The sequence below is a fragment of the Neorhizobium vignae genome (assembly GCF_000732195.1).
GTDB lineage: Bacteria > Pseudomonadota > Alphaproteobacteria > Rhizobiales > Rhizobiaceae > Neorhizobium > Neorhizobium vignae.
Window position 1 is genome coordinate 22,123 of record NZ_JNNU01000019.1, and the last position, 22,348, is coordinate 44,470.

Annotated in this window: 20 protein-coding genes and 1 pseudogene; 10 read left to right on the top strand and 11 right to left on the bottom strand. The window is 63.6% G+C overall.

Going from position 1 to position 22,348, the window contains the following annotated elements; translation table 11 throughout:
- Nucleotides 1-45 precede the first annotated feature (45 nt).
- The gene (locus GQ59_RS25425; RefSeq protein WP_037086625.1) at nucleotides 46-687 is read left to right on the top strand and encodes a YitT family protein; all 642 of its coding nucleotides are present in this window, start codon (nucleotides 46-48) and stop codon (nucleotides 685-687) included.
- Nucleotides 688-705: 18 nt separating this feature from the next.
- Here GQ59_RS25425 and GQ59_RS25430 read toward each other — a convergent pair whose 3' ends face one another.
- Both GQ59_RS25430 and GQ59_RS25435 read right to left on the bottom strand, forming a co-directional pair.
- Nucleotides 706-1,170, bottom strand: a complete 465-nt coding sequence (locus tag GQ59_RS25430; RefSeq protein WP_037086627.1) for a carboxymuconolactone decarboxylase family protein — start codon at nucleotides 1,168-1,170, stop codon at nucleotides 706-708.
- A gap of 46 nt (nucleotides 1,171-1,216) precedes the next feature.
- Entirely contained in the window at nucleotides 1,217-1,717 is a 501-nt protein-coding gene (locus GQ59_RS25435) for an Rrf2 family transcriptional regulator (protein WP_037086629.1), read from the bottom strand.
- 94 nt (nucleotides 1,718-1,811) lie between these two features.
- On the opposite strand from GQ59_RS25435, the gene GQ59_RS25440 reads away from it, so the two are divergent.
- Nucleotides 1,812-4,358, top strand: a complete 2,547-nt coding sequence (locus GQ59_RS25440; protein ID WP_051904208.1) for a ligase-associated DNA damage response DEXH box helicase — start codon at nucleotides 1,812-1,814, stop codon at nucleotides 4,356-4,358.
- A 32-nt stretch (nucleotides 4,359-4,390) separates the two neighbouring features.
- Nucleotides 4,391-5,119, top strand: coding sequence for a ligase-associated DNA damage response endonuclease PdeM (pdeM, locus tag GQ59_RS25445; protein WP_037086677.1), 729 nt, complete (start codon nucleotides 4,391-4,393; stop codon nucleotides 5,117-5,119).
- A 121-nt stretch (nucleotides 5,120-5,240) separates the two neighbouring features.
- Here the strand turns inward: pdeM and GQ59_RS32120 are convergent, their stop codons facing one another.
- From GQ59_RS32120 to GQ59_RS25465, 4 genes are all read right to left on the bottom strand, one after another.
- The gene (locus GQ59_RS32120; protein WP_152564460.1) at nucleotides 5,241-5,492 is read right to left on the bottom strand and encodes a hypothetical protein; all 252 of its coding nucleotides are present in this window, start codon (nucleotides 5,490-5,492) and stop codon (nucleotides 5,241-5,243) included.
- Between the two features lie 116 nt (nucleotides 5,493-5,608).
- Nucleotides 5,609-6,046 carry a universal stress protein gene (locus tag GQ59_RS25455; RefSeq protein ID WP_037086679.1) on the bottom strand — a complete coding sequence of 146 codons (438 nt, stop codon included), beginning with the start codon at nucleotides 6,044-6,046 and terminating at the stop codon, nucleotides 5,609-5,611.
- Between the two features lie 81 nt (nucleotides 6,047-6,127).
- A complete protein-coding gene (locus GQ59_RS25460) occupies nucleotides 6,128-7,084 on the bottom strand; it encodes an alpha/beta hydrolase family protein (protein ID WP_037086632.1) in 957 nt (318 codons plus the stop codon).
- Between the two features lie 124 nt (nucleotides 7,085-7,208).
- Nucleotides 7,209-7,769 (bottom strand): dihydrofolate reductase family protein, encoded by a 561-nt coding sequence (locus GQ59_RS25465; RefSeq protein WP_037086634.1) that lies wholly within the window; start codon nucleotides 7,767-7,769, stop codon nucleotides 7,209-7,211.
- Nucleotides 7,770-7,863: 94 nt separating this feature from the next.
- Here GQ59_RS25465 and GQ59_RS25470 point away from each other — a divergent pair, with 94 nt between their 5' ends.
- Entirely contained in the window at nucleotides 7,864-8,382 is a 519-nt protein-coding gene (locus GQ59_RS25470; protein ID WP_037086636.1) for a winged helix-turn-helix transcriptional regulator, read from the top strand.
- Here GQ59_RS25470 and GQ59_RS25475 read toward each other — a convergent pair whose 3' ends face one another.
- From GQ59_RS25475 to GQ59_RS25485, 3 genes are all read right to left on the bottom strand, one after another.
- Nucleotides 8,383-9,186: a TIGR02186 family protein gene (locus GQ59_RS25475; protein ID WP_037086638.1), complete on the bottom strand. Its 804-nt coding sequence runs from the start codon at nucleotides 9,184-9,186 to the stop codon at nucleotides 8,383-8,385.
- A complete protein-coding gene (locus tag GQ59_RS25480) occupies nucleotides 9,186-10,112 on the bottom strand; it encodes a sulfite exporter TauE/SafE family protein (protein ID WP_037086641.1) in 927 nt (308 codons plus the stop codon). Before GQ59_RS25480 ends, GQ59_RS25475 begins: the two co-directional genes overlap by 1 nt.
- Nucleotides 10,113-10,361: 249 nt before the next feature.
- Entirely contained in the window at nucleotides 10,362-14,285 is a 3,924-nt protein-coding gene (locus GQ59_RS25485) for a peptidoglycan-binding protein (RefSeq protein ID WP_037086643.1), read from the bottom strand.
- 487 nt (nucleotides 14,286-14,772) lie between these two features.
- Between GQ59_RS25485 and GQ59_RS25490 the strand changes: the two genes are divergently transcribed.
- From GQ59_RS25490 to GQ59_RS25500, 3 genes are all read left to right on the top strand, one after another.
- Complete coding sequence (locus GQ59_RS25490; RefSeq protein WP_037086645.1) at nucleotides 14,773-16,566, top strand: acyl-CoA dehydrogenase C-terminal domain-containing protein; 1,794 nt, start codon at nucleotides 14,773-14,775, stop codon at nucleotides 16,564-16,566.
- 106 nt (nucleotides 16,567-16,672) lie between these two features.
- Nucleotides 16,673-17,881: an acetyl-CoA C-acetyltransferase gene (locus GQ59_RS25495; protein ID WP_037086647.1), complete on the top strand. Its 1,209-nt coding sequence runs from the start codon at nucleotides 16,673-16,675 to the stop codon at nucleotides 17,879-17,881.
- 143 nt (nucleotides 17,882-18,024) lie between these two features.
- Nucleotides 18,025-20,241: an FAD-dependent oxidoreductase gene (locus GQ59_RS25500; RefSeq protein ID WP_037086650.1), complete on the top strand. Its 2,217-nt coding sequence runs from the start codon at nucleotides 18,025-18,027 to the stop codon at nucleotides 20,239-20,241.
- A 211-nt stretch (nucleotides 20,242-20,452) separates the two neighbouring features.
- Here GQ59_RS25500 and GQ59_RS25505 read toward each other — a convergent pair whose 3' ends face one another.
- Together GQ59_RS25505 and GQ59_RS25510 are read right to left on the bottom strand one after the other, a co-directional pair.
- Nucleotides 20,453-20,731: a BrnA antitoxin family protein gene (locus GQ59_RS25505; RefSeq protein ID WP_037086652.1), complete on the bottom strand. Its 279-nt coding sequence runs from the start codon at nucleotides 20,729-20,731 to the stop codon at nucleotides 20,453-20,455.
- Nucleotides 20,715-21,017, bottom strand: coding sequence for a BrnT family toxin (locus GQ59_RS25510; protein WP_037086655.1), 303 nt, complete (start codon nucleotides 21,015-21,017; stop codon nucleotides 20,715-20,717). The genes GQ59_RS25505 and GQ59_RS25510 overlap by 17 nt, the downstream gene beginning before the upstream one ends.
- 239 nt (nucleotides 21,018-21,256) lie before the next feature.
- Here GQ59_RS25510 and GQ59_RS25515 point away from each other — a divergent pair, with 239 nt between their 5' ends.
- From GQ59_RS25515 to GQ59_RS33180, 3 genes and pseudogenes are all read left to right on the top strand, one after another.
- The gene (locus tag GQ59_RS25515) at nucleotides 21,257-21,586 is read left to right on the top strand and encodes a hypothetical protein (RefSeq protein WP_037086657.1); all 330 of its coding nucleotides are present in this window, start codon (nucleotides 21,257-21,259) and stop codon (nucleotides 21,584-21,586) included.
- A gap of 109 nt (nucleotides 21,587-21,695) precedes the next feature.
- Nucleotides 21,696-22,004, top strand: a pseudogene (locus GQ59_RS33175) (YdeI/OmpD-associated family protein); the annotation flags it as partial.
- Nucleotides 21,996-22,259 carry a YdeI/OmpD-associated family protein gene (locus tag GQ59_RS33180; protein ID WP_490396647.1) on the top strand — a complete coding sequence of 88 codons (264 nt, stop codon included), beginning with the start codon at nucleotides 21,996-21,998 and terminating at the stop codon, nucleotides 22,257-22,259. The pseudogene GQ59_RS33175 and the gene GQ59_RS33180, both read left to right, overlap by 9 nt.
- The last annotated feature ends 89 nt before the right edge of the window (nucleotides 22,260-22,348 follow it).

Genomic DNA, 22,348 nt, shown 5'->3' on the forward strand with positions numbered 1-22,348 from the left:
GGTTTTATTGCAGTGCAATATCACCGAAAACCTGAGGGGTTCAAATTGGCTGAGCAGCAGAGGCGCGGTCTCGGATTTTACAGCGCCGATCCGGCACAACACACGCTGCTCGAAGATGGGCAGGGCCTGTTCATCGGCGCCATGGTGTCGGCGCTCGGCTTCTATTTTTTAAACGAGGTCGGCCTTCTGACCGGCGGCACCGCGGGCGTCGCCTTCCTGCTGCATTATGCGTTCGGGATCTCGTTCGGCCTCTTGTTCTTCATCGTCAACCTGCCGTTCTATTACCTGTCGTTCAGGCGCCTCGGCCTCGCCTTCTCGCTGAAGACCTTCATCGCCATCGCGCTGGTCTCGGTCATCACCGAACTGGAAAGCCATTTCTTCCTGATCCAATACCTGCACCCGTTCTGGGCCGCCCTGCTTGGCGGCCTGGTGCTCGGTTACGGCCTGCTCGGGCTTTACCGCCACCGCGCCTCGCTCGGCGGGGTCGGCATCCTGGCGATCTATATCCAGGAGCGCTTCGGCATCCAGGCGGGCCTCATCCAGCTCGCCTTCGACCTTTGCGTCATGCTCTGCGCCTTCGCGGTGGTTTCGCCCGTCACCGTCGCGTGGTCGGTGCTGGGCGCCGTCGTGCTCAATCTCGTTCTCGCCATCAATCACCGCTCCGACCGGTATATCGTCGCGCGGTGATCGAGGGCGAAAGGTGGATCAGGCGGCCTTGTTGACCGGCTTGTCGACCGGATGCTGGTTGCGGAAGCCGACGGCTAGCCGGTTCCAGGTGTTGATCGCGCCGAGCGCAACGGTGATCTTCATCATTTCCTCATCGGAGAAATGTGCCTTCAGCGCTTCAAACGCGCTGTCCGGAATGCCGGTATCGGCGATGCGGGTCACCGCATCGACCCAGCCCAGCAGCGCGCGTTCCTTGTCGTCGTAGACCGGTGACTCCCACCAGACGCTCATCAGGTTGATCCACTGTTCGCTCAGCCCGTCATGCCGCGATTCCTTGACATGCATATCCACGCAGAAGGCGCAGCCGTTGATGATCGACGCGCGCAGCTTGATGAGGTGGATGAAGCGGCGGTCGAGTCCCGATGCCTGCACATAGTTTTCCAGCTCCATTACTGCCTTCAGGGCATCCGGAGCAGCTTTGAAGATATTGATGCGGGGGTGCATGGTCTTCTCCTTGTTTTATGGCCGCCTTCGGCGTGCCCATGGCCCTTTAGCGGGCGGTTCTGCGTTCGTTGATTTCCAAAAAGGCGCAGCCTCGGGCGGCGATCCCGCCGTCGTCGGTTGCGCTGAGGTCCGCCAGGATGTCGGCGATCGTCACCTTGGCGAGTTCGGCGCGATAGGCCTTTTCGGCCTTGAGCATCGCGGCGTTGATGCCGCAGGGTTTGGTGAAATAGCGGCCCGGCAGCGGGTTCGGCCCCCGTTGGCGGATTTCGGCGCAGCGGAAGGCCGGTGCCGGTCCTTCGACGGCGAGCACGATATCGAGAAGCGTGATCTCCTCCGGCTTCTTCGCGAGCCGGTATCCGCCCTTCGGCCCCGGCACCGTTTCCACCAGCCTGGCACCCGAAAGCGCCTGGAGATGTTTCAGCAGGTAGCTGGTCGAAACCCCGTGGAATTCCGCCAGCGCCGCGGCCGACAGGACCCCGCCTTCGGTAAGGCTGGACATCATGCTGATGCTGTGGATCGCCTGTTCGACACCGTCGCCGAGTTTCATCGCTCATCTCCATATCGTGGATAAAATTTATCCACGATTATCGCGTCATCGTCAAGCCCCTTCTTTTTCGTCCGCTTTCTCTTAACTTAACGGCGTGGATATCGTCGAAACCCATTCCTCCGGCCGTGACGCCGCGCTTCTGCCCCGGCCGTTCCAGAAATGGTTCGCGGAAAAGGGCTGGCAGCCGCGCGCCCATCAGCTGGAACTGCTGGCCCGCTCCACCTCGGGCGAAAACATGCTGCTGATCGCGCCGACCGGCGCCGGCAAGACGCTCGCCGGTTTCCTGCCGTCGCTCACCGATCTGACGCGCCGCGGCAAGATCCCGCCCGGCTCCGCCTTCACCGGCATCCACACGCTCTACATCTCGCCCCTGAAGGCGCTCGCGGTCGATATCGAGCGCAACCTGATGAAGCCCGTCTTCGAAATGGGCCTTGAGATCTCGATCGAAAACCGCACCGGCGACACGCCGCAGGCCAAACGCCAGCGCCAGAAGCTCAATCCGCCGGACATCCTCCTGACCACTCCGGAACAGGTCGCCTTGCTGCTGGCCAACAAGGAGGCCGAACGTTTCTTCAAGGACCTGAAATACGTGGTTCTCGACGAGCTTCATTCACTGGTCACCTCCAAGCGCGGCCACCTCCTGTCGCTCGGCCTTGCCCGCATCCGCCGTCACGCGCCCCACATGCGCACCATCGGCCTCTCGGCCACCGTCTCCGACCCCATGGACCTGCAGCGCTGGCTGGTTCCGCAGAACGCTCCGGAAGGCGAAAACCCGGGCCCGCCCGCAGGCCTCGTGCATGTGACCGGCGGCGCGGCGCCTGATATCACCATCATGCGCACCGAGGACCGTATCCCCTGGTCCGGCCATGTCTCGACCTATGCGATCCCTGAGGTCTACGAGGAGATCAAGCGCCACAAGACGACGCTGATCTTCGTCAACACCCGCTTCCAGGCGGAACTGCTGTTCCAGACGCTGTGGACGATCAACGAGGACAATCTTCCGATCGCCCTGCATCACGGCTCGCTCGATGCCGGCCAGCGCCGCAAGGTCGAGGCCGCCATGGCCGCCAACAAGTTGCGCGCCGTCGTCGCGACCTCCACGCTCGATCTCGGCATGGACTGGGGCGATGTCGATCTCGTGGTGCATGTCGGCGCCCCGAAGGGTGCCTCGCGTCTTGCCCAGCGCATCGGACGTTCCAACCACCGCATGGACGAACCGTCGAAAGCGATCCTGGTGCCGGCCAACCGTTTCGAGGTGATGGAATGCCAGGCGGCGCTCGATGCCAATTACCTCGGCGCCCAGGATACGCCGCCGGTCGGCGAGGGTGCACTCGACGTGCTCGCCCAGCATGTGCTGGGCATGGCCTGCGCCGAACCCTTCGACCCGGTCGCGCTCTACGACGAGATCACCTCCGCCTCGCCCTATGCCGATCTCTCCTGGGAAATGTTCGAGCGCATCGTCGATTTCGTGGCGACCGGCGGTTATGCGCTGCGCTCCTACGAACGTTACGCCAAGATCCGCAAGACCAACGACGGCCGCTGGCGTGTCTCCAACCCGGCCGTCGCCCAGCAGTACCGCCTCAACCTCGGCACGATCGTCGAGGCGACCGAGCTCAATGTCCGACTGGTGAAGCGCACTGCCCAGGGGCTGGCAAAGGGTACGGTGGGCCGCGGCGGCATGTCGCTCGGCAAGGTCGAGGAATATTTCCTCGAACAACTCGTGCAGGGTGATACCTTCCTGTTCGCCGGCAAGGTGCTGCGCTTCGAGGGCATCCGGGAGAACGAATGCCTGGTCTCCAACGCCTTCTCGCTCGATCCGAAAATCCCCGCCTATGCCGGCGGCAAGTTTCCGCTCTCCACCTATCTCGCCGATCAGGTGCGCGGCATGCTGGCCGACCCCGATCGCTGGGGCGCCCTGCCGGATCAGGTCCGCGACTGGCTGAACATCCAGCGCGAACGCTCGATGCTGCCTGCCCGGGACGAACTGCTGATCGAGACCTTTCCGCGCGGAAAGCGCTTCTTCATGATCGCCTATTGTTTCGAGGGGCGGCTCGCCCACCAGACGCTCGGCATGCTGCTCACCCGCCGGCTGGAACGTGCCGGTGCCCGTCCGCTCGGTTTCGTCGCCACCGACTATTCGCTGGCCATCTGGGGCCTCAACGACATCGGTGCGATGATCAAATCCGGTCGCCTCAACCTCTCCGACCTTTTCGACGAGGACATGCTCGGCGACGACCTGGAAGCCTGGCTCGACGAGTCGTATATGCTCAAGCGCACTTTCCGCAATTGCGCCGTGATTTCGGGCCTGATCGAGCGGCGCCATCCGGGCAAGGAAAAGACCGGTCGCCAGGTCACCGTCTCGACCGATCTCATCTACGACGTGCTGCGCAGCCACGAACCGGACCACGTGCTTTTGGAAGCGACGCGGCGGGATGCGGCATCCGGTCTTTTGGATCTTGCCCGATTAGGCGATATGCTGGCGCGAATCAGGGGGCACATCACCCATCGCGATCTCGACCGCGTTTCGCCGCTTGCCGTTCCGATCATGCTCGAAATCGGCAAGGAGAGCGTTCCGGGCGAGGCGCATGACGCGGTGCTGCAGGAAGCCGCCGACGAACTGATCGCGGAGGCTCTCGGCTGATGCGATACGCTGGACTGGAAGACGTTGAATTGATGCATCGCCTCGCATTGGCGCGAACGATTTCAGGGGGAATGGCCGCAACAGGCGCGGAAGAGATCGTCGTGAACGGTGTTCTCGCCATCTGCGATCCGCTCGGGGGCCTCTATCTGCCGGAAACCGGCACGCTCGTCGTCTCAGACCTGCATCTGGAAAAGGGTGCTGCCTTCGCCCGCCGCGGCATGATGCTGCCGCCCTACGATACGATCGCCACGCTCAACATCCTGTCGGCCGTCATCACCCGCTACGACCCGAAGGTCGTGGTCTCGCTCGGTGACAATTTCCATGACCGCAAGGGCTCGGAGCACCTGCCGGCCGACCTGCGCTCGCTGATCACGGCGATGGCGCGCGGCCGCGACTGGATCTGGATCAACGGCAATCATGATCCCGACGGCACGGTGGATCTTCCGGGAACCTGCACCGACGAACTCTTTTATGGCGGCCTCGTCTTCCGCCACGAGCCGAGCCTGATCTCGGGCAAGGGGGAGATTGCCGGCCATCTTCATCCGTCGGCCACCGTGCGCCGACGCGAAAAATCCGTCCGCCGCCCGTGTTTTGCAAGCGACGGCGCCCGCCTCCTCATGCCGGCTTTCGGCGTGCTCGCCGGCGGCCTCGACCTGCGCCACCGGGCCATGCACGGCCTGTTCGACCGCGAGGCTCTGGTCGCGCATCTGCTCGGCCGCGACCGCATCTATTCGGTTCGCTACGGCAACCTGATCGGTTGACCAAGCGTCCTACCACATGCGCGGACGCGGATGCCATCCATCATCGACAGCCCTGACGACGCCGAACAGCCTGTACTGACAAGGATTGCGGTCTCATCAGATCCAACAACCAGCGTTGCGCTCAGGGAAACCTGTCCAGATGAAACGATACCCAATCTTCATGCTCGACCGCATTGAGGGTTATGCGGTGACCGCCGAGCCGGAGGGTCGGAGAGTTCAGTGCAGTTCGCAGAATGGAGGGCTTGGTGCGAACATGTCCGACATAACGGCAAATGTCGCCGTCACGAAATTCGGTGACATTGTAGTCGACAAGCGCCAAGACTGTCGTGCCGGCGGCGAGTTCCCCTTTTAGGCCTTCAAATACGGTCATCATTCGCTGTCCCCCGGGCCAAGGGAGCATTGTGCGCCGCAATATCGAAAGTGTAAAGCACCGCCTGACCGGCCGGTTTTGAACGAACATCCGCAGCCAGCGCCGGCGTAGACCAGATCTTACCGATAGACCAGTACCGGCGCCTTGGAATGCGCCAGCACTTTCATCGTCACGCTGCCGAGCATGAAGGCCTTGAAGCCGGAGCGGCCATGCGAGGCCATGGCGATGACGTCGCAATGGTGGTTGACGGCGGTCTCGACGATGGTACTCGCCGGATCGAGGCTGCCAAGCTTTACCGTTTCGCAGGCGACCAGCCGTTGTTTCGCCGCTTCCTTCGCGTCGGCGAGAATGCCGTCGGCCGCCGCGTTGTTCTGGCGGTCGTATTCCGCATAGGCGACTTCCATGCCGGTCGGATTGAGCGTCAGGACCTGCAGCGGTTCCATTACCACCAGAACGGTGGCTTCCGCGCCGATCTCGCGTGCGAAGTCGAGCGCTTTTTCCAGCGCGCTGGTCGAAAGCGGAGAGCCGTCGGTCGGGATCAGAACATGTTTGAACATCTGTGCCTCCTTTGATCTGGTGACATCATCGCAGATGCCCGGGATCATGCGTTGATCCAGCGCAAGCCGCGGGCCCGGGCGTCACGACGCAATCACATGCCCGGACCAGGGATTGATGCCATCCCGCAGCCAGCCAAGGCTATCCTGCCAGAAACCTTCCCGATGCCGGGAGTGGAACAGGCTGAAATGTCCGATGGCGGCCAGGCCGTAATCCTCCGGCTTCAGCAGCACCTGCGTCACCCGGGCATTGCGATAATAACAGAGTGTGCGCCGGATTGCCGCCACCGTCCCGATGTCGTCGTCCGACATCGTCACCGCCAGGATCGGCGCCGTTACCGCTTCGAAGCGCCGCAGCACATCGCCTCGTTCCGCAACCGGATGGGTCCACTCCATCCGTGCCCGGCGAAAACTCCATTCGTTCGCCACGCCCGCCGGCAGGTCCTCCAGCCATCCGAGACGCCTTCCGGGAAAATAGCCGAAGGCGGCAGTCAGGGCCGGCATCACCAGATGCCATTTCAGAAACAGCCGCAGGCGATGGCCGCTGGCATAGTCCGGCCAGTAGGCATATTGCGCCCCCATGGTCAGCATCCGGTCGATGCGTTTGGCCATCGGTGAAAGCCCCGGCAGATAACCGCCGATACTGTGACCGACGACGTAAAGCGGTTGTCCCGGCCGGGCCGCGTCCATGAACCTCAGCGCCGCGTCGAAATCCTGCTCGCCCCATTCCCGCCAGCGATAGCCGCATCCCTTCAGGCTGTCGGGCCGGGAAAGGCCGATGCCGCGATAGTCGTAGGTCAGGACGTCGAAACCTTCGCCGGCCAGGAAGTCGGCATAATAGTGATAATAACGGGCAAGCACCCCGGTTGCCGGATTGACGACGACGCTGCCGATGGCCGGGGAGCGTGCCCGCCAGAGGTGTCCATGGAGAGCGATCCCGTCCCGGCAGGCCAAGCCGACAGGTTCGCCGGCGGGCCGCGACGGACGGGCGTCCCCCTCATTTTCCCGCTCCGCAGGCGCGTCGCATTCCGTATCGGTCATCGTCCTTCTCCCTGGGAACGGTGACCATATATCGCGCTTGGCGAGGCGCAATTAGCCGAAGGGAGAAGGCGGCTGAGGTGTGGAGATCCGGCCGCGCAGCGCGGCCGGTCGTTCGCCTGCGGCGTCAGGCCGCCTTGCCCACTGCATAGGTCAGGATCACGGCGCCGTTGGCCGCCACATTCGAGCTCAGCAGCTTGAGCTCGGTCTGCTGCTCGGCCTTCTTGAAGAGCGGGTTGCCGGAACCGAGAAGCACCGGCGCGATGCACAGCCGGTATTCGTCGACGAGGCCTTCCTTCATCAGCGAGGCCACCAGTTCGGCGCTGCCGAAGATGAAGATCGTCTTGCCGTCCTCGCCCTTCAGCCTCCTGAGTTCAGCAACGGGATCGCTGACGACCCGGGTATTGTTCCAGGACGCGTCCTCTATCGTCTTCGACACGGCGATCTTGGCGATATTGTTCATGTAGTGCTTGACCTTGGCGCCTTCCTCGGCGGTCGGCCAGTAGGCAGCCATGCCCTCGTAGGTCCTGCGGCCGAACACCAGGAGGTCGCCTTCCTCGCCGAACTGTTCGGAGAGCTTTTCCAGCTCCGGACCCCAGGCATAGTTGTGGAAGGCGAGGTCCCACGGCTTCTCCCCCTCGAAATAGCCATCGAGGCTCATCAGGTTCCAGACCACCAGCTTTCTCATGCCATCCTCCATCGCGTTTAAACTAGTTGCAAAAAGCAAGCAGTTGAAAGCTAGCCAAACTGATTTTAGAATGCAAGCGGTATTGGAGAAAAAAATGAACGAAGCCTATCGGTCGGGTTGCCCGATCAATCTGACGCTGGAGGTTCTCGGAGACCGCTGGAGCCTGATCGTCATCCGCGACATCATGTTCGGCAATCGCCGCCACTTCCGCGAACTGCTGCAGAATTCCGAGGAGGGCATCGCTTCCAACATCCTCGCTGACCGGCTGAAGCGGCTGGTCGAGCGAGGCCTGCTTTCCCGCGAGGACGACCCGAGCCACAAGCAGAAGGGGATCTACAGCCTCACGGAAATGTCGATCCGCCTGGTGCCGATCTTTGCGGAAATGGGCGCCTGGGGCCGCCGTTTCATGCCGGTGTCCGAAGAGCTCTCGATCCGCGCGCAGCTGCTGGAGGAAGGCGGCCGGCCCCTCTGGGAGGATTTCATGGCCGAGCTGCGCGTCCTGCATCTGCATGCGCCGCGCGATCCGGGCAAGCCTTCCGTCTTCGACCGCCTGCGCGCCGCCTATCTCGAAGTCGTCGCCCGCAACGCGGCGGCGCCCGATGCCGCGGAATGATCAGTCCTTGCGGAAGACGATACTGGCGCCCCAGCCGGTGATGATGGCGATCAGCACGCAGAGAAAACCGTAGGCGAGCGGGCGGTCGTGGGCGGCGTCGGTGATCGCCTGCTCGATGCCGGTCTTGACGACCCGCAGCGGCATTTCCCGCTGGTTGATCAGCTGGCCGCTCTTGAACAGGTAGGCGCGCACCATGTGCATCCCGTCCGGAATGTTGGCCGGCAGTTTCAGCGAGGCGCGGAACAGGCTCGACGAGACGAAGCGCACGCCGCTGGTGTCGCGCTGATAAAGTCCGTTCGACAGCTTCAGGCGCCGATAGGCGTCGCGGAACTCGCCGATGATGCCGGAATCGGGGATGTAGCCGACCGGGTTCAGCGCCAGGTGGTCGATGCCGACCCCGATATTGTTGAGGCTCGGCGCCTCGTCGATGCTGTCGATCATCCGGGTGCTGGCGAGCGAGTAGCTTTCCGGCACCTGTTCGAAGGTCATCCCCTCGGTGTTCATCCAGATCCCGAAGACGCGCTCCTTCTTGCGCACCGTCGCATAGTCCTTCGGACCTTCGAGCGTCACCACCACGTCGTACTGGCCGATTGCCAGGAACAGTTCGTCGGCATTGGTGAGCGCCCCGAAGATCGTCAGGTCGGCGCCGCGGAAATCCGAAGCGATGGCGATTTCGCTGGTCGAACTGCCGATCTCCAGCCCCTCCTTGACGCCCGATGCCTGGCCGAACGGCACCTGCGCTTCGACCGGGAAGGCGAGCGCCATAAGCGGCAGGAGGAGGGCGGTGCGGAGAAACCGGCGCATCAGTAGGACATCCCTCCGACCGCGACCGAATAGACGTCGTTCGGCGTGACGATCAGTCCGACCGCCAGGCGGATGCCGACGGCAAGCACAAGCAGCGCCAGGAGCGCGCGCAGCTGTTCGCCGCGCAGCTTCTGGCCGACGCGAACCCCGTATTGGGCGCCGATCACGCCCGCCACCATCAGGATCGTCGCCAGCACGATGTCGACCGAATAGTTGGTCGCCGCCTGTACCATGGTCGTGTAGGCGGTCACGAAAATGATCTGGAACAGCGAGGTGCCGACGACCACATTGGTCGGGATGCGCAACAGATAGATCATCGCCGGCACCATGATGAAGCCGCCGCCCACACCCATGATCGAGGTCAGCACGCCGATGCCGAAGCCAAGCCCGACGATCGGAATGGCGGAAAGGTAGATCTTCGATTTCTTGAACCGCATCTTCAGCGGCAGCCGGTGCACCCAGTTGTGCTGGCCGGGGCGCTTGATCGGCAATGGATTGTTGTTCTTCGCCCGGCGCATCGCCCGCACGCTTTCCTGCAGCATCAGCGCGCCGATCGAGCTCAGCAGCACGACGTAGAGCAACGAGATGAACAGATCGAGCTGTCCGATACGTCGCAGCCAGGAGAAGACCCAGACACCCGCCGTCGCCCCCGCAAGACCGCCCACCAGCAGCACCGAACCGAGCTTCATGTCGAGCGTGCCGCGCCTGAAATGGGTGATCGCACCCGAAATCGACGAGGCGACGACCTGGTTGGCGCCGGTCGCGACCGCCACGACGGGCGGGATGTTGTAGAAGATCAGGAGCGGCGTGATCAGGAAGCCGCCGCCCACGCCGAACATGCCCGAGAGAAAGCCCACGGCCGCGCCCATGCCCAGAATGATGAAGATGTTCACCGACAGCTCTGCGATCGGCAGGTAGACAGTCACGGCAGAACCTCGACACGGCAAAAAGCGACGCCCTCGCGGGCGGTTCGCGATGTGGTTGTCCGCCCGGTGCGGCGAAGGAAACGTGATCTCACATGCCATGTGAACAGGGCATGAAGGACCCCGTCCGTCATGCGCCCGGGAATGCCGCCAAGTCAATTCGCAAGTGCCGGATAATGCGGCAATTTTACCGTTTTTGTGCGGGCGTGATTAATATCCCGCAACTCCCTGATCCCGGTCGGGTAAGTCGACTTACTTGTTTTTGGCCAGCAGTTCCTTGACCAGCGCGTCGGTGATCTTGCCGTTCGGCTCCTGGCCGACCGAAGTCTGGAAGGCCTTGATCGCGGTCACGGTCTTGGCGCCCATCTTGCCGTCCGCCGTGCCGGCGTCGAAACCGCTCTTGTTGAGGATCGCCTGGATGTTGCGGATCGCCTTTTCCATGTCCACCGAAGCGGTGGTGAGCGGCTTGCCGGAAGCCCATTCGTCCGGCAGGTTGACGGAATTGGCCTTCGGATCGAGCGGCTTCACCTTCCACTGGTCGACCTTGGCGCGGGCGCTTTCGAGCTGTTCCTTGCGCATGGCGTTGCCCACTTCGTCGCGCTTCTGGGCGGCGTCCTTGTCGCCTTCCTTGGCCGCGACCGCGAACCACTTGTAGGATTCCTCGAGATCCTGCTTCACGCCGTTGCCGCGGGCAAGCAGGATGGCGAGGTTGAACTGGCTGTCGGCGACGCCGAAGTCGGCGGCCTTGGAAAACCAGGAGACGGCGGCCGCATAGTCCGGCTGGCCGGCGGCGCCCGAAGCATAGAGCACGGCCAGATTGTGCATGGCGCTGGCATTGCCGGCGTCGGCGGCCTGCTTGTAATAGGTCATCGCCTTCGAAAGGTCGCGGGAAACGCCCGTGCCCTTTTCGAAGAGGTTGGCGAGCCGGTATTGCGCCGGCGCCAGTCCGCGGTCGGCGGCAAGTTTATACCAGTTGGCGGCCTCCGAGAGATCGCTCTTGACGCCCTTTCCGTCGGTGAAGCGGGCGCCGATCTCGAAAAGCGCGTTCGGGTCGCCGGCAGCGGCCGCGTCGGCAAGCGACTTCGGCTCGATGCCGACGGGCACCACGATCGCAGCCGGGACCGCGGCCTTGGGAGCGGCCGCGAAGCTATTCTGGGCCGGAAGCGGGTTGCCGGCCGGCTCCATCACGGAGGGCTGGCCCGTCGTCGGGCGCGGATCGGTCAGATGGTTCGCCACTGCCGGGGCCGGCGCCTGTTCGACGGGTCGCGTCGGCGCGGCTGCGATATCCGCGTCGCTTTCGGCGCCGTCGGTCGCAGCCTGGTCCTCGACGGTCGGGATCCCGTTGCTGCCGCTCATATTGGCCGGTGCGGCCGGCCGCACCGGAGCCTCGATCGTCGGTGCCGGTGCTGCGGGAGCCTTCGTGCCGCTTGTCAGCGTCTTGGCGAGCGGCATCGCCATCAGCACCAGAAGCACGGCGCCGACGGCCATCAGGATCGGACGGCGATGCTGCGAAAGCATGGCGCCGAAACCCTTGTTGGCGGAAGCCTTGGCGGCTTTGCGCAGGTCCTTGGAGGGCGAGCCGCCCTGCGAAGGATCGGTTTCCTGGGCAGCGGCCTTGGCGGCGCGGCGGGCGGCCGCGATATAGTCGGCGCGTTCTGCGGCGCTCGTCCGGTCTGTATCGAATTCACCGGCGACCTGGCTGGCGCGAACCCGCTCGAGGATCTTCTTGACGTCGGGTGCGCCCGAGCCGGGCTCAAGAAGGTCGTTTTCGCGATCCGCCGGCAGCACGTCGGAGGGGTCAAGTGGCGGCGTCGGCTCGATGACGGTGCGGCCACCCTTCGGCGCCTCGGCCTTGCCGCCGGGCAGGAAGCGGCGGGAAAGCTCGGTCAGCAGGCTGGTCCTGGCTGCCTTGTCCCTGGTGGAGTTGTCCTTCGTGGCGGTTTTCGTGTCGGCGTAGTCGGCGCGAAGGACCGTTTCGTCGGAGGGCGTTTCTTCCGGGGCCTTTGCACGGTGACCGAAGATCGCGGCCGGCTGTTCGTCCGCCTCGGCCTCCGCCAGCTCGTAGCGCATCAGCTCTTCGGCTGTCGCGACGGAAAGCTGCGCGGCCGCCGGCATGGCCGGGGCAGGGCGGGTTTCGTAACGCGCCGGTTCCTCATGATGGCGATCCCGCTCCGCGTGAGCGGAGGCGACCAGCCGTTCTTCCATGCCGTCCAGGCGGTCGGCGATCTGCACCAGCGTGCCGTGCAGCGCTTCGAAGGTCTGGTGGGTGCGGTCGTCCGAATGACGCGTCAGGTCTTCGAGGTGACGGAGGTCCTCGGCAAGCGCCGAAAGTGCCGCCATGTCGGCGGCGGCGCCCGGTGTGCCCGCCATGCCGTTGCGCGAATAGGCTTCCACCACCGTCTCGGCCGCCTGGCGGGCGGCCTCGATGATGTATTCGTCATTGGTCGCCATATAGCTTTCGAGCGCCGTCATGCGGTTTTCGAATTCGGCAGGAGGGGCGCCGGCACCTTGCTGCGGCTGGCTGATCAGCACCGAAAGATGGGCGATCTGGTCTTCGAGACTGCGAAGCGCGCCATCGTCGCCGCGCGGCGACGCCGTTGCCTCGTCAAGCCGGGCGGCAATGTCGGTGAGCCGGTCTTCGATCCGCCCGAAGGCGTTTTCGTCCATCGCCGACTGGGCCTGCGGCTGATAGGCGATTTCCTCGATCCGGCGGGCCAGATGGTCGAGCCGTTCGGCGAGCACGTCACTGACGCTACCCTGTTCCAGGCCGTCGATCTTGCGGGAAATATCGGCGAGATAGGCGGAAAGCTCCGGGTCCTGGGAAGGTTTCTGGGCCTGTTCCAGGATCAGCGAAAGCTGTTCGAGCCGTTCCTCCAGGCGCATCGCGGCCTGTTCGTCGGTGAGTTCCTCGATGCGGCCGGTCAAGGCCTCGATGCGGGCAGACAGCGCTTCGGTCGGATCGGACTGGGCATGGGTCGCCTGGCCTATCGCATCGATCTGGTCGGCGAGCGCGCTGATCCGGGCGTCCAGCCGCTGCAGGAAGGATTGGTCGATCGAGGCCGAGGCCGAGGCGCGGCTGCCGGCGGCAATCGCACGGCTGATCTCGTCCAGCCGCTCGTCCAATGTCGCGAACTGTTCGGCGATGACCGAATCGTTCGGCTGCATGCGCGAGCCGAGCTGTTCCATGGCGCTCGCCACCGTGATCAGCTTCTGTTCGAGCGCGCGGATCACCGGGCTGTCGCTCATTTCGCCGAGCTGGCTCTTGATGTCGTCGATGCGGTAGGCGAGCGAGACGAGCTCTTCGCGCAGCGCTTCGGAGTCGAGACCGTGGATGCGATCTTCGAGACCCTGCCAGCGGGTTTCCATCCGACGCACGGAATCTTCGCGGGCAAGGCCGCCCATGACGGCCCGCAGTTCCTCGAATTCGCTGCGCAGGCCGACGGCCTCCGGCATTGCCTGGTGACCGAGCTGGTTGATGCCTTCGGCGAGCCGGGCAAGGTCGCCGCGCAGGTCCTCGGTAAAATTCTGGTCTTCGGCAATGGATCTGATCGAGCGGATTTCGGAGCGCAGCGCGGTCATCTCGCGGCCGACGCTTTCGGAAATATCCTGTTTCAGCTCCTGGCGCAGGCTGACCAGCGCCTGGGCGATGTCCCGCATGCCGTTGTCGGCTGGCTGTTGCGGCTGCTGTGCCGGCATGCGCGGCTGTACGGCCGGGCGGCGGGGTTCGTCGCGGCGCGGTGCGGGCGCGATCGGGCGCTGTTCGGCGTAGCGGGGCGTTTCCGCCCGGACGGGAGCCTGGCGCACCGGCGGGCGATAGGCTTCCGGCGGGCGCAGCTCGCTACGGCGGGGTTCGGCATAGCGGGGTTCTTCGCGGCGCAGCTCGGGAGCCCGCGGACGCTCGGGCCTGGCGCCACGGTCACGGCTGGCGTCGAGCATGCGCTGGCGCTCGCGGATCTCGGCAAGCGGATCGCTGGCGACTTGCGGTTCGCGATAGGCGGCAGCCGGAGCCGGCCGGCGCTGCTCGCGCGGATCGGTCGCCTTCGGCGTGCGGGCATCCCGCGCCGTGCCCGACATCAACCCCTCGATACGCGCCTCGAGCCCTTCGATGGTGCGGTTCAACGCATCCAGGGAAGAGCGGTCGCCGGGACGGGAAGGGGTCGATCGTGATCCGTTCATGTGCTCGCTCGTTTCGACGTTGTCCCTGCGGGCTCTCGTCAACGGCCTTGTTCAGGGATAGCGAACTCCCACCAATCGGCCATAGATTAGAGATGCCTTACGCAGGAATTGCCATTTCAGCGGATGCGGTACGTCTTGAGGTAAATGTACTGCGTCGCCATAGAGCCCACTATTTCCTTAAACGTAGTAAACAAGTCGTTAACCGTGACGAAAATTTTAACCTTTTCGGCACGCTCGGGGTGCTTTGCGGTGATGACGTTCTCCCCTGCCGGCTCTGTCTTCACGCCTTTCCATCCAGCCTCGCAACTGCCCGGCCCGTTAAAACCTGCGCGACGGGGGCGACGGTGGTAAAGATCGGTAAAGTTCCCGTTGCATGCAATTGACGTTTACGCGAACGTCAATTAATTGTGGGAGAAAGAATGCGGATCTTTCCGAGAGCCGAAGGCACCGGGGTGATCTACCGACGAGGATTTGGAGGAAGCTCGACATGCCAGTGTACAAGGCCCCGGTAAACGACACGCTTTTCATTCTCAACGATGTGCTCAGCCTTGAGCGCTACGGCAATCTGCCGGGCTTTGCCGATGCCACTCCGGACATGCTGGAAGCGATCATCGGCGAGGCCGCCAAGGTGGCCGAGGACGTGCTCTTTCCGCTGAACCTTTCCGGGGATCAGGAAGGCTGCACCCGTCACGACGATGGCACGGTCTCGGTCCCGAAGGGGTTCAAGCAGGCCTATGACCAGTATTGCCAGGCCGGCTGGATTGGTCTTGCCGTGCCGGAGGAATTCGGCGGCCAGGGCCTGCCCTATACGCTGCATGCCGCCGTCGGCGAATACATGTCGTCTGCCAACATGTCGCTGATGATGTATCCGGGCCTCACCCAGGGCGCGATCGCCGCAATCCTCGTGCACGGGTCCGACGAGCAGAAGAAGACCTACCTGCCGAACATGGTCGCCGGCACCTGGTCGGGCACCATGAACCTCACCGAACCCCATTGCGGCACCGATCTCGGCCTCCTGCGTTCAAAGGCCGCCCCGCAGGCGGACGGCTCCTACAAGATTTCCGGCCAGAAGATCTTCATCTCCGCCGGCGAACACGGCATGACCGACAACATCGTCCACCTGGTGCTCGCCCGCATCGAAGGCGCGCCGGAGGGCACCAAGGGCATCTCGCTCTTCATCGTGCCGAAGTTCATGGTCAATGCCGATGGCTCTCTCGGCAAGCGCAACGGCGTGACCTGCGGCGCGATCGAACACAAGATGGGCATTCACGGCAATTCCACCTGCGTCATGAACTATGACGAGGCGACCGGTTACCTGATCGGGCCTGAGAACAAGGGCCTCGCGGCCATGTTCGTGATGATGAACGAGGCCCGCCTCGGCGTTGGCCTGCAGGGCCTGTCGATCGCCGAGACGGCCTACCAGAACGCTGTCATGTATGCCCGCGAGCGCATCCAGGGCCGTTCGCTCTCCGGCCCCAAGGCGCCGGACAAAAAGGCCGATCCGATCATCGTCCATCCGGACATCCGCCGCTCGCTGATGACCATCCGCGCCTTCAACGAGGCCGGCCGCGCCTTCCTGCTGTGGACCGCGCTGAAATCCGACATCGCCCATCGCTCCCCGGATGCGGCCGAGCGCCAGAACGCCGACGACCTTCTCGGGCTCGCGACGCCGATCCTCAAGGGCGTCATGACCGACAAGGGTTTCGAACATGCGGTGATGGCCCAGCAGGTGTTCGGCGGCCACGGCTATATCGAGGAACACGGCATGAGCCAGTATGTCCGCGATGCCCGCATCACCATGATCTACGAAGGCGCCAACGGCATCCAGGCGCTCGACCTCGTCGGCCGCAAGCTGGCGCTGAATGGCGGCCGCGCGGTCATGGCCATGTTCAAGGAGATCGGCGATTTCTGCGAGGAGAACCGCGCCGACGAGAATATGGCGCCCTTCACCAAGGGCCTCAAGAAGGGCTTGAACGATCTGCAGGCCTCCACCATGTGGTTCATGCAGAACGCCATGGCGAAACCCGACAATGCCGGCGCCGGCTCGAGCGACTACATGCACCTCTTCGGCCTGGTGACGCTCGGCTACATGTGGGCCAAGATCGCCAAGGCAGCGCAAGACCGGCTTGCCGCCGGCGACGCCCGCGCCGACTACCTGAAGAACAAGCTGGTCACGGCGAAATTCTTCATGGAAAAGATCATGCCGGAAACCGCGATGCGGAAGGTCCGCATCGAAGCCGGCGCCGACAGCGTGATGGAACTGGCCGCTGACGCGTTCTGATTTTGCGCCGACGCTCCCTCCCCCTTGCGGGGAGGGCTGGGGAGGGGTCTTCTCTCCCGCACCGAGATTTGAGGCAATATAAATTGCCACCCAGGGAGATGACACCATGACCGAAGTCTTCATTTACGACCACGTCCGCACGCCGCGCGGCCGCGGCAAGAAGGATGGGGCGCTGCACGAAGTGCCGTCCGTGCGCCTCGCCGCCAAGACGCTGGAGGCGATCCGCGACCGCAACGGCCTCGACACGTCCAGGGTCGACGACATCATCATGGGCTGCGTCGATCCGGTCATGGATGCCGGCGCCGTCATCCCCAAGGCTGCCGCCTTCGAGGCCGGTTATTCCACCAAGGCCCCCGGCATGCAGATCTCCCGCTTCTGCGCCTCGGGCCTCGATGCGGTCAACTTCGCGGCCGGCAAGGTTGCGGCCGGTTCCGACGACATCGTGATTGCCGGCGGCGTCGAATCGATGTCGCGTGTCGGCATGGGCATGTCCGGCGGCTCCTGGTACATGGACCCGTCCGTCAACTTCCCGGCCTATTTCATGCCACAGGGCGTCTCGGCCGACCTGATCGCCACCAAGTACGGTTTTTCCCGCGACGACGTCGACGCCTATGCCGTCGAGAGCCAGAGGCGCGCGGGCAAGGCCTGGGAGGCCGGCTACTTCAAGAACTCCGTCATCCCGGTCAAGGACCAGAACGGCCTTACCATCCTCGACCGCGACGAACACATGCGCCCGACCACCGACATGCAGTCGCTCGCGTCCCTCAACCCGTCCTTCCAGATGCCGGGCGAGATGGGCGGTTTCGAAGCCGTCGGCATCCAGGCCCATCCGGAAATCGAGCGTATCAACTACGTCCACCACGCCGGCAATTCGTCGGGCATCGTCGATGGCGCCGCCGCCGTGCTGATCGGCTCCAGGGCTGGCGGTGAAGCCATGAACCTGAAACCCCGCGCCCGCATCCGCCACTTTGCCAATATCGGCTCCGACCCGGCGCTGATGCTGACCGGCCCCGTCGACGTCACCGAAAAGCTGCTCGCCCGCTCCGGCATGAAGATTTCCGACATCGACCTCTTCGAGCTCAACGAAGCCTTCGCCGCCGTGGTTCTGCGCTACATGCAGGCTTTCGACATTTCCCACGACAAGATCAACGTCAACGGCGGCGCCATCGCCATGGGCCACCCGCTCGGCGCCACCGGCGCAATGATCCTGGGCACCGTGCTCGACGAGTTGGAACGCCGCGATCTCAACACCGCGCTGGTCACGCTCTGCATTGGTGCCGGCATGGGCACCGCGACGATCATCGAACGGGTCTGATGCCCTCTCTTCCGTCATGGTCGGGCTTGCCTCGACCATCCACGGCCCCGGGGAAAGGATCCTCGGGTCAAGCCCGAGGATGACGGAGAGGCAAGAAGGCCAGACAAGCGGCACAAAGAATTCAAGGGAAGAGGAATCCCATCATGAGCACCTACAAGAACTTCACCGTCGAAACCGACGCGGACGGCATTGCTCTCGTCACCTGGGACATGCCCGACAAGTCGATGAACGTCTTCACCATGGAGGTGATGGACGAGATCGAGGCTATCGTCGACGCGACTGTCGCGGACAGTGCCGTCAGGGGCGTCGTCTTCACCTCCGGCAAGTCGTCCTTCTCGGGCGGCGCCGATCTCACCATGATCAAGTCGATGTTCTCGATGCTCGCCGAGGAACAGGCCAAGGACCCGGCCACGGCCGCTCAAAAACTGTTCGATGCCGCCGGGCGCATGTCGTGGCTGTGGCGCAAGGTCGAGACCAACGGCAAACCCTGGGTCTCGGCGATCAACGGCACCTGCATGGGCGGTGCGTTCGAACTGTCGCTCGCCTGCCACGGCCGCGTCGCCGCCAATTCCAAGTCGGTCAAGATCGCCCTGCCGGAAGTCAAGGTCGGCATCTTCCCGGGCGCCGGCGGCACCCAGCGCGTGCCGCGTCTGGCCAACGCCCAGGATGCCCTGCAGATGATGACGACCGGCTCGTCCCTGACCGCCCAGCGCGCCAAGGCCATGGGCCTCGTGCACCAGGTCGTCGAGCCCGCCGAGCTGATCAACGCCGCCAAGCAGATGATCAAGGACGGCCTCAAGCCCGTCGCCCCCTGGGACGAGAAGGGTTTCAAGGTCCCCGGCGGCGGCATCTGGACGCCGGCTGCCGCCCAGCTCTGGCCGGCCGCCCCCGCCATCCTGCGCCGCGAAAGCGCCGGCAATTATCCGGGCGCGCTCGCCATCCTGAAATGCGTCTATGAAGGCCTGCAGCTTCCCTTCGATACCGGCCTCAAGGTCGAGCAGCGGTATTTCACCGAAATCCTGCGCACCACCGAAGCGTTTTCGATGATCCGCTCGCTGTTCGTCTCGATGCAGGAACTCGGCAAGGGCGCCCGCCGCCCGGCCGGTATCCCGAAGACGGAATTCTCCAAGATCGGCGTGGTCGGTGCCGGCTTCATGGGCGCCTCGATCGCCTATGTGACGGCCGCCGCCGGAATTCCCGTCACCCTCATCGACCGCGACCAGGAAGCCGCGAATAAGGGCAAGGCCCATTCCGAAAAGCTGGTGGCCGATCAGGTCGGCAAGGGCCGGATGACCAAGGAAGAGGGCGAAAAGCTGCTCTCGCTGATCACCCCCACCCCGGATTACCAGGCGCTGTCCGATGCAAGCCTGGTTGTCGAGGCGGTGTTCGAGGATCGCGCCGTCAAGAAGACGGTCATCGAGGCCGTCGAAGCGGTCATCCCGGAAACCACCATCTTCGCGTCCAACACCTCGACCCTGCCGATCACCGGCCTTGCGGAGAATTCCAAGCGCGCCGATCAGTTCATCGGCGTGCATTTCTTCTCGCCGGTCGAAAAGATGATGCTGACCGAGGTCATCCTCGGCGAAAAATCGGGTGACAAGGCGCTGGCCGTGGCGCTCGATTTCGTCGCCGCGATCAAGAAGACCCCGATCGTCGTCAACGACACCCGCGGCTTTTATGTCAACCGCTGCGTCTTCCGTTATATCAACGAAGCCTATGACATGCTGATCGAAGGCGTGCCGGCGGCGATGATCGAAAATGCCGCCAAGATGGCCGGCATGCCGGTCGGCCCGCTGTCGCTCAACGACGAGGTCGCCGTCGATCTGTCCCAGAAGATCATGAAGGCGTCGATCGCCGACCTCGGCCCCAATGCCGTCAAGGCGGAGCACATGGCGCTGGTCGACCAGCTGGTCGACGTGTTCGACCGCCGCGGCCGCAAGAATTTGAAAGGCTTCTACGAATATCCGGCCAAGCCCGCCAAGAAGTTCCTCTGGCCCGAGCTGAAGACCCTCTATCCGCAGAAACGGGCCGACGAGGTGGATGTCACCGTCCTGAAACAGCGCCTGCTGGTGACGATCGCGCTCGAAGCCGCCCGCACCGTCGAGGAAGGCATCGTCACCGATCCGCGCGAAGCCGATGTCGGCTCCATCCTCGGCTTCGGCTTCGCCCCCTATACCGGCGGCACGCTCTCCTACATCGACGGCATGGGCGTGAAGAACTTTGTCGCGCTCTGCGAAAAACTGGCCGCAAGCTACGGCCCGCATTTCAAGCCGACGCCGCTCCTGAAGGACATGGCGGCGAAGAGCGAGACGTTTTACGGGCGGTTTGACCCCTATGCGAAGGTGGGGGAGGCGGCGTAAGGCGGCGGCAGTTCTGAGGAACCACGCCCCCAATGCTCGTCGTCGTTGACGGCTGCGCGGATATATCAGGCGTACTTTTGGGCGAAGAGCGACCCGTGCGCCTTTCGTACCGACAGGAGGCAGAATCGTACTCACGGTAGAGGCTTCCGGCGGCCATGTCCTGGCCGACCGGGATCCCTCATTGCCGTGCTCCACGCCGGTTGAGGAAAGATTATCGCTTTGCTCCAGATGTATCGATTTTCTCGGCAAGCCAGATCTTGATCAGCGACTGGTATGGGACATCACGTTTGCCAGCGGCGACCTTGATCTGTTCCAGAAGCGAGTTGGGCAGACGTAACGAAATTGACGTGGACGACGGCTTCAGGTTCGGCAATCGCACTTTGGCTGCCTTGCTCCAGTCGACATGATCGGCGGAATCATGGTGTTCCCAATAGGTCCGCTCTTCGGCTTCCGTACTGAAGTGCGGCACGGGATCAGGCCTCCTGCTCATAATAGCTCCGCTCCTTCCGGCTCATATCCCGGGCGGAAATCACCCGGATTGTCGTTTCGTTTGCTCGAAGCGTGAAGGTAATATGGAGCAACCTTCCGTCATCGGTGCGACCAAGCGCATGAATGCGCTGCTCTGAAAAACTATGCCTCAGATCGGGCACCATCAGCAGCGGTTCGTTAAAAAACACCTGCTCAGCTTCGCTCTGGCTGACGTCGTGTTTGTCGGCACTCTTACGGGCATTTCCTTCGTCCCACTCGAATCCGACAATCCGTTCCCAATCGATCATCGATGTATATTGCCATAATATACGCTGGATTCAAGGCAGGAGGAAGCAAAGCAGGAAGGAACTCCTGCATCTGCGCTATGAAGGCAGTCCCGCCATCGAAAAGGCCTGTTCAGGCTGCCACGTTCCGGCGGCGGCTTGGCCAAGACAAGTTCCGGCATTTCAGCTCCCCGCCCCCTGCTTCCCCAACCCCGTTTTTCCTTCTATCTTCCGTGCCATCAAGCTCAGGTTGCCGGAGGGGCATGTTGGGAGCGGTAAAATATCGATTGGGTGGCGTGCTGGTCCTGGTTATCGGCGCGGCCGTGGGCTGGTCGGCCATATGGCAGCCGCTTCAGCAGGCGGATTTGGGCGCAGACACCGTCACGTGGATGCCGCGCATCGTCGTTCTGCTGGCGGTGTGCGCGGTTTTCGGCCTCTATTTGCTCTTCACCGGCAACCGCTATCCCTATCGCGATGTCGAGCGCAGCACCTTGACGACGGCGGGGTGGAACTTGTTTGCGATCATCGCCGTGGCTGCGGTCACGGGTTTCTTCTGGATGGACATGACCTTGAAGTCGCTCGGCTACCACTGATCGCGCCAGGCGCCGGCGCTTGTCATCCGGCCGCCACCCCGCAGATCGCTGGCAACGCAACGAGCAAGAGCTGCCATCTGGATCGGCAGCCGCCAACCGGGAGCCGCCCATGGACCTTGCCGCCGAAGCCCTCGCCTTCACCGTTCCCGCGGATTGGGCCTCCTGGCTTTCCGCCCACCATGCCACCTCGTCCGGCGTCTGGCTGAAGATCGGCAAGAAGAACCCGAAGCGAACCCTGATCACCATCGACGAGGCGCTGGATGTGGCGCTCTGCCATGGGTGGATCGACAGCCAGCGCAAGGGCTTCGACGCCACCTCCTATCTGCAGCGTTAATCCCCGCGCCGCGCCAAAAGCCCGTGGTCGAAGCTCAATGTCGATCGGGTGGCAGCGCTCACGCAAGCCGGGCGGATGCAGCCGGCGGGGCTGGCGGCGGTCGAGGTGGCCAAGGCCGACGGACGCTGGGCGGTCGCCTATGCGCCACAGCGCGAGGCCGGCCTGCCGGACGACCTGATGGCGGCGCTCGCTAAAAATACCGCCGCCGGCGCTGCCTTCGATAAGCTCGACAAGACCGGCCAGTATGCGGTCGTCCTGCCGCTCCTCAAGGCTATGACCCCGGAAATCCGCGGCGCGCGGCTCGAAAAGGCGGTCGCGAAACTGGAAAAACCAGAATAGGCGGCCCAGGGCGGGCCACCGGCCCCGCGGCTGGCAAGGGTATATCATCTTAGGATCGAGCCGGTATTTGAACTATTCCATATTGCCAG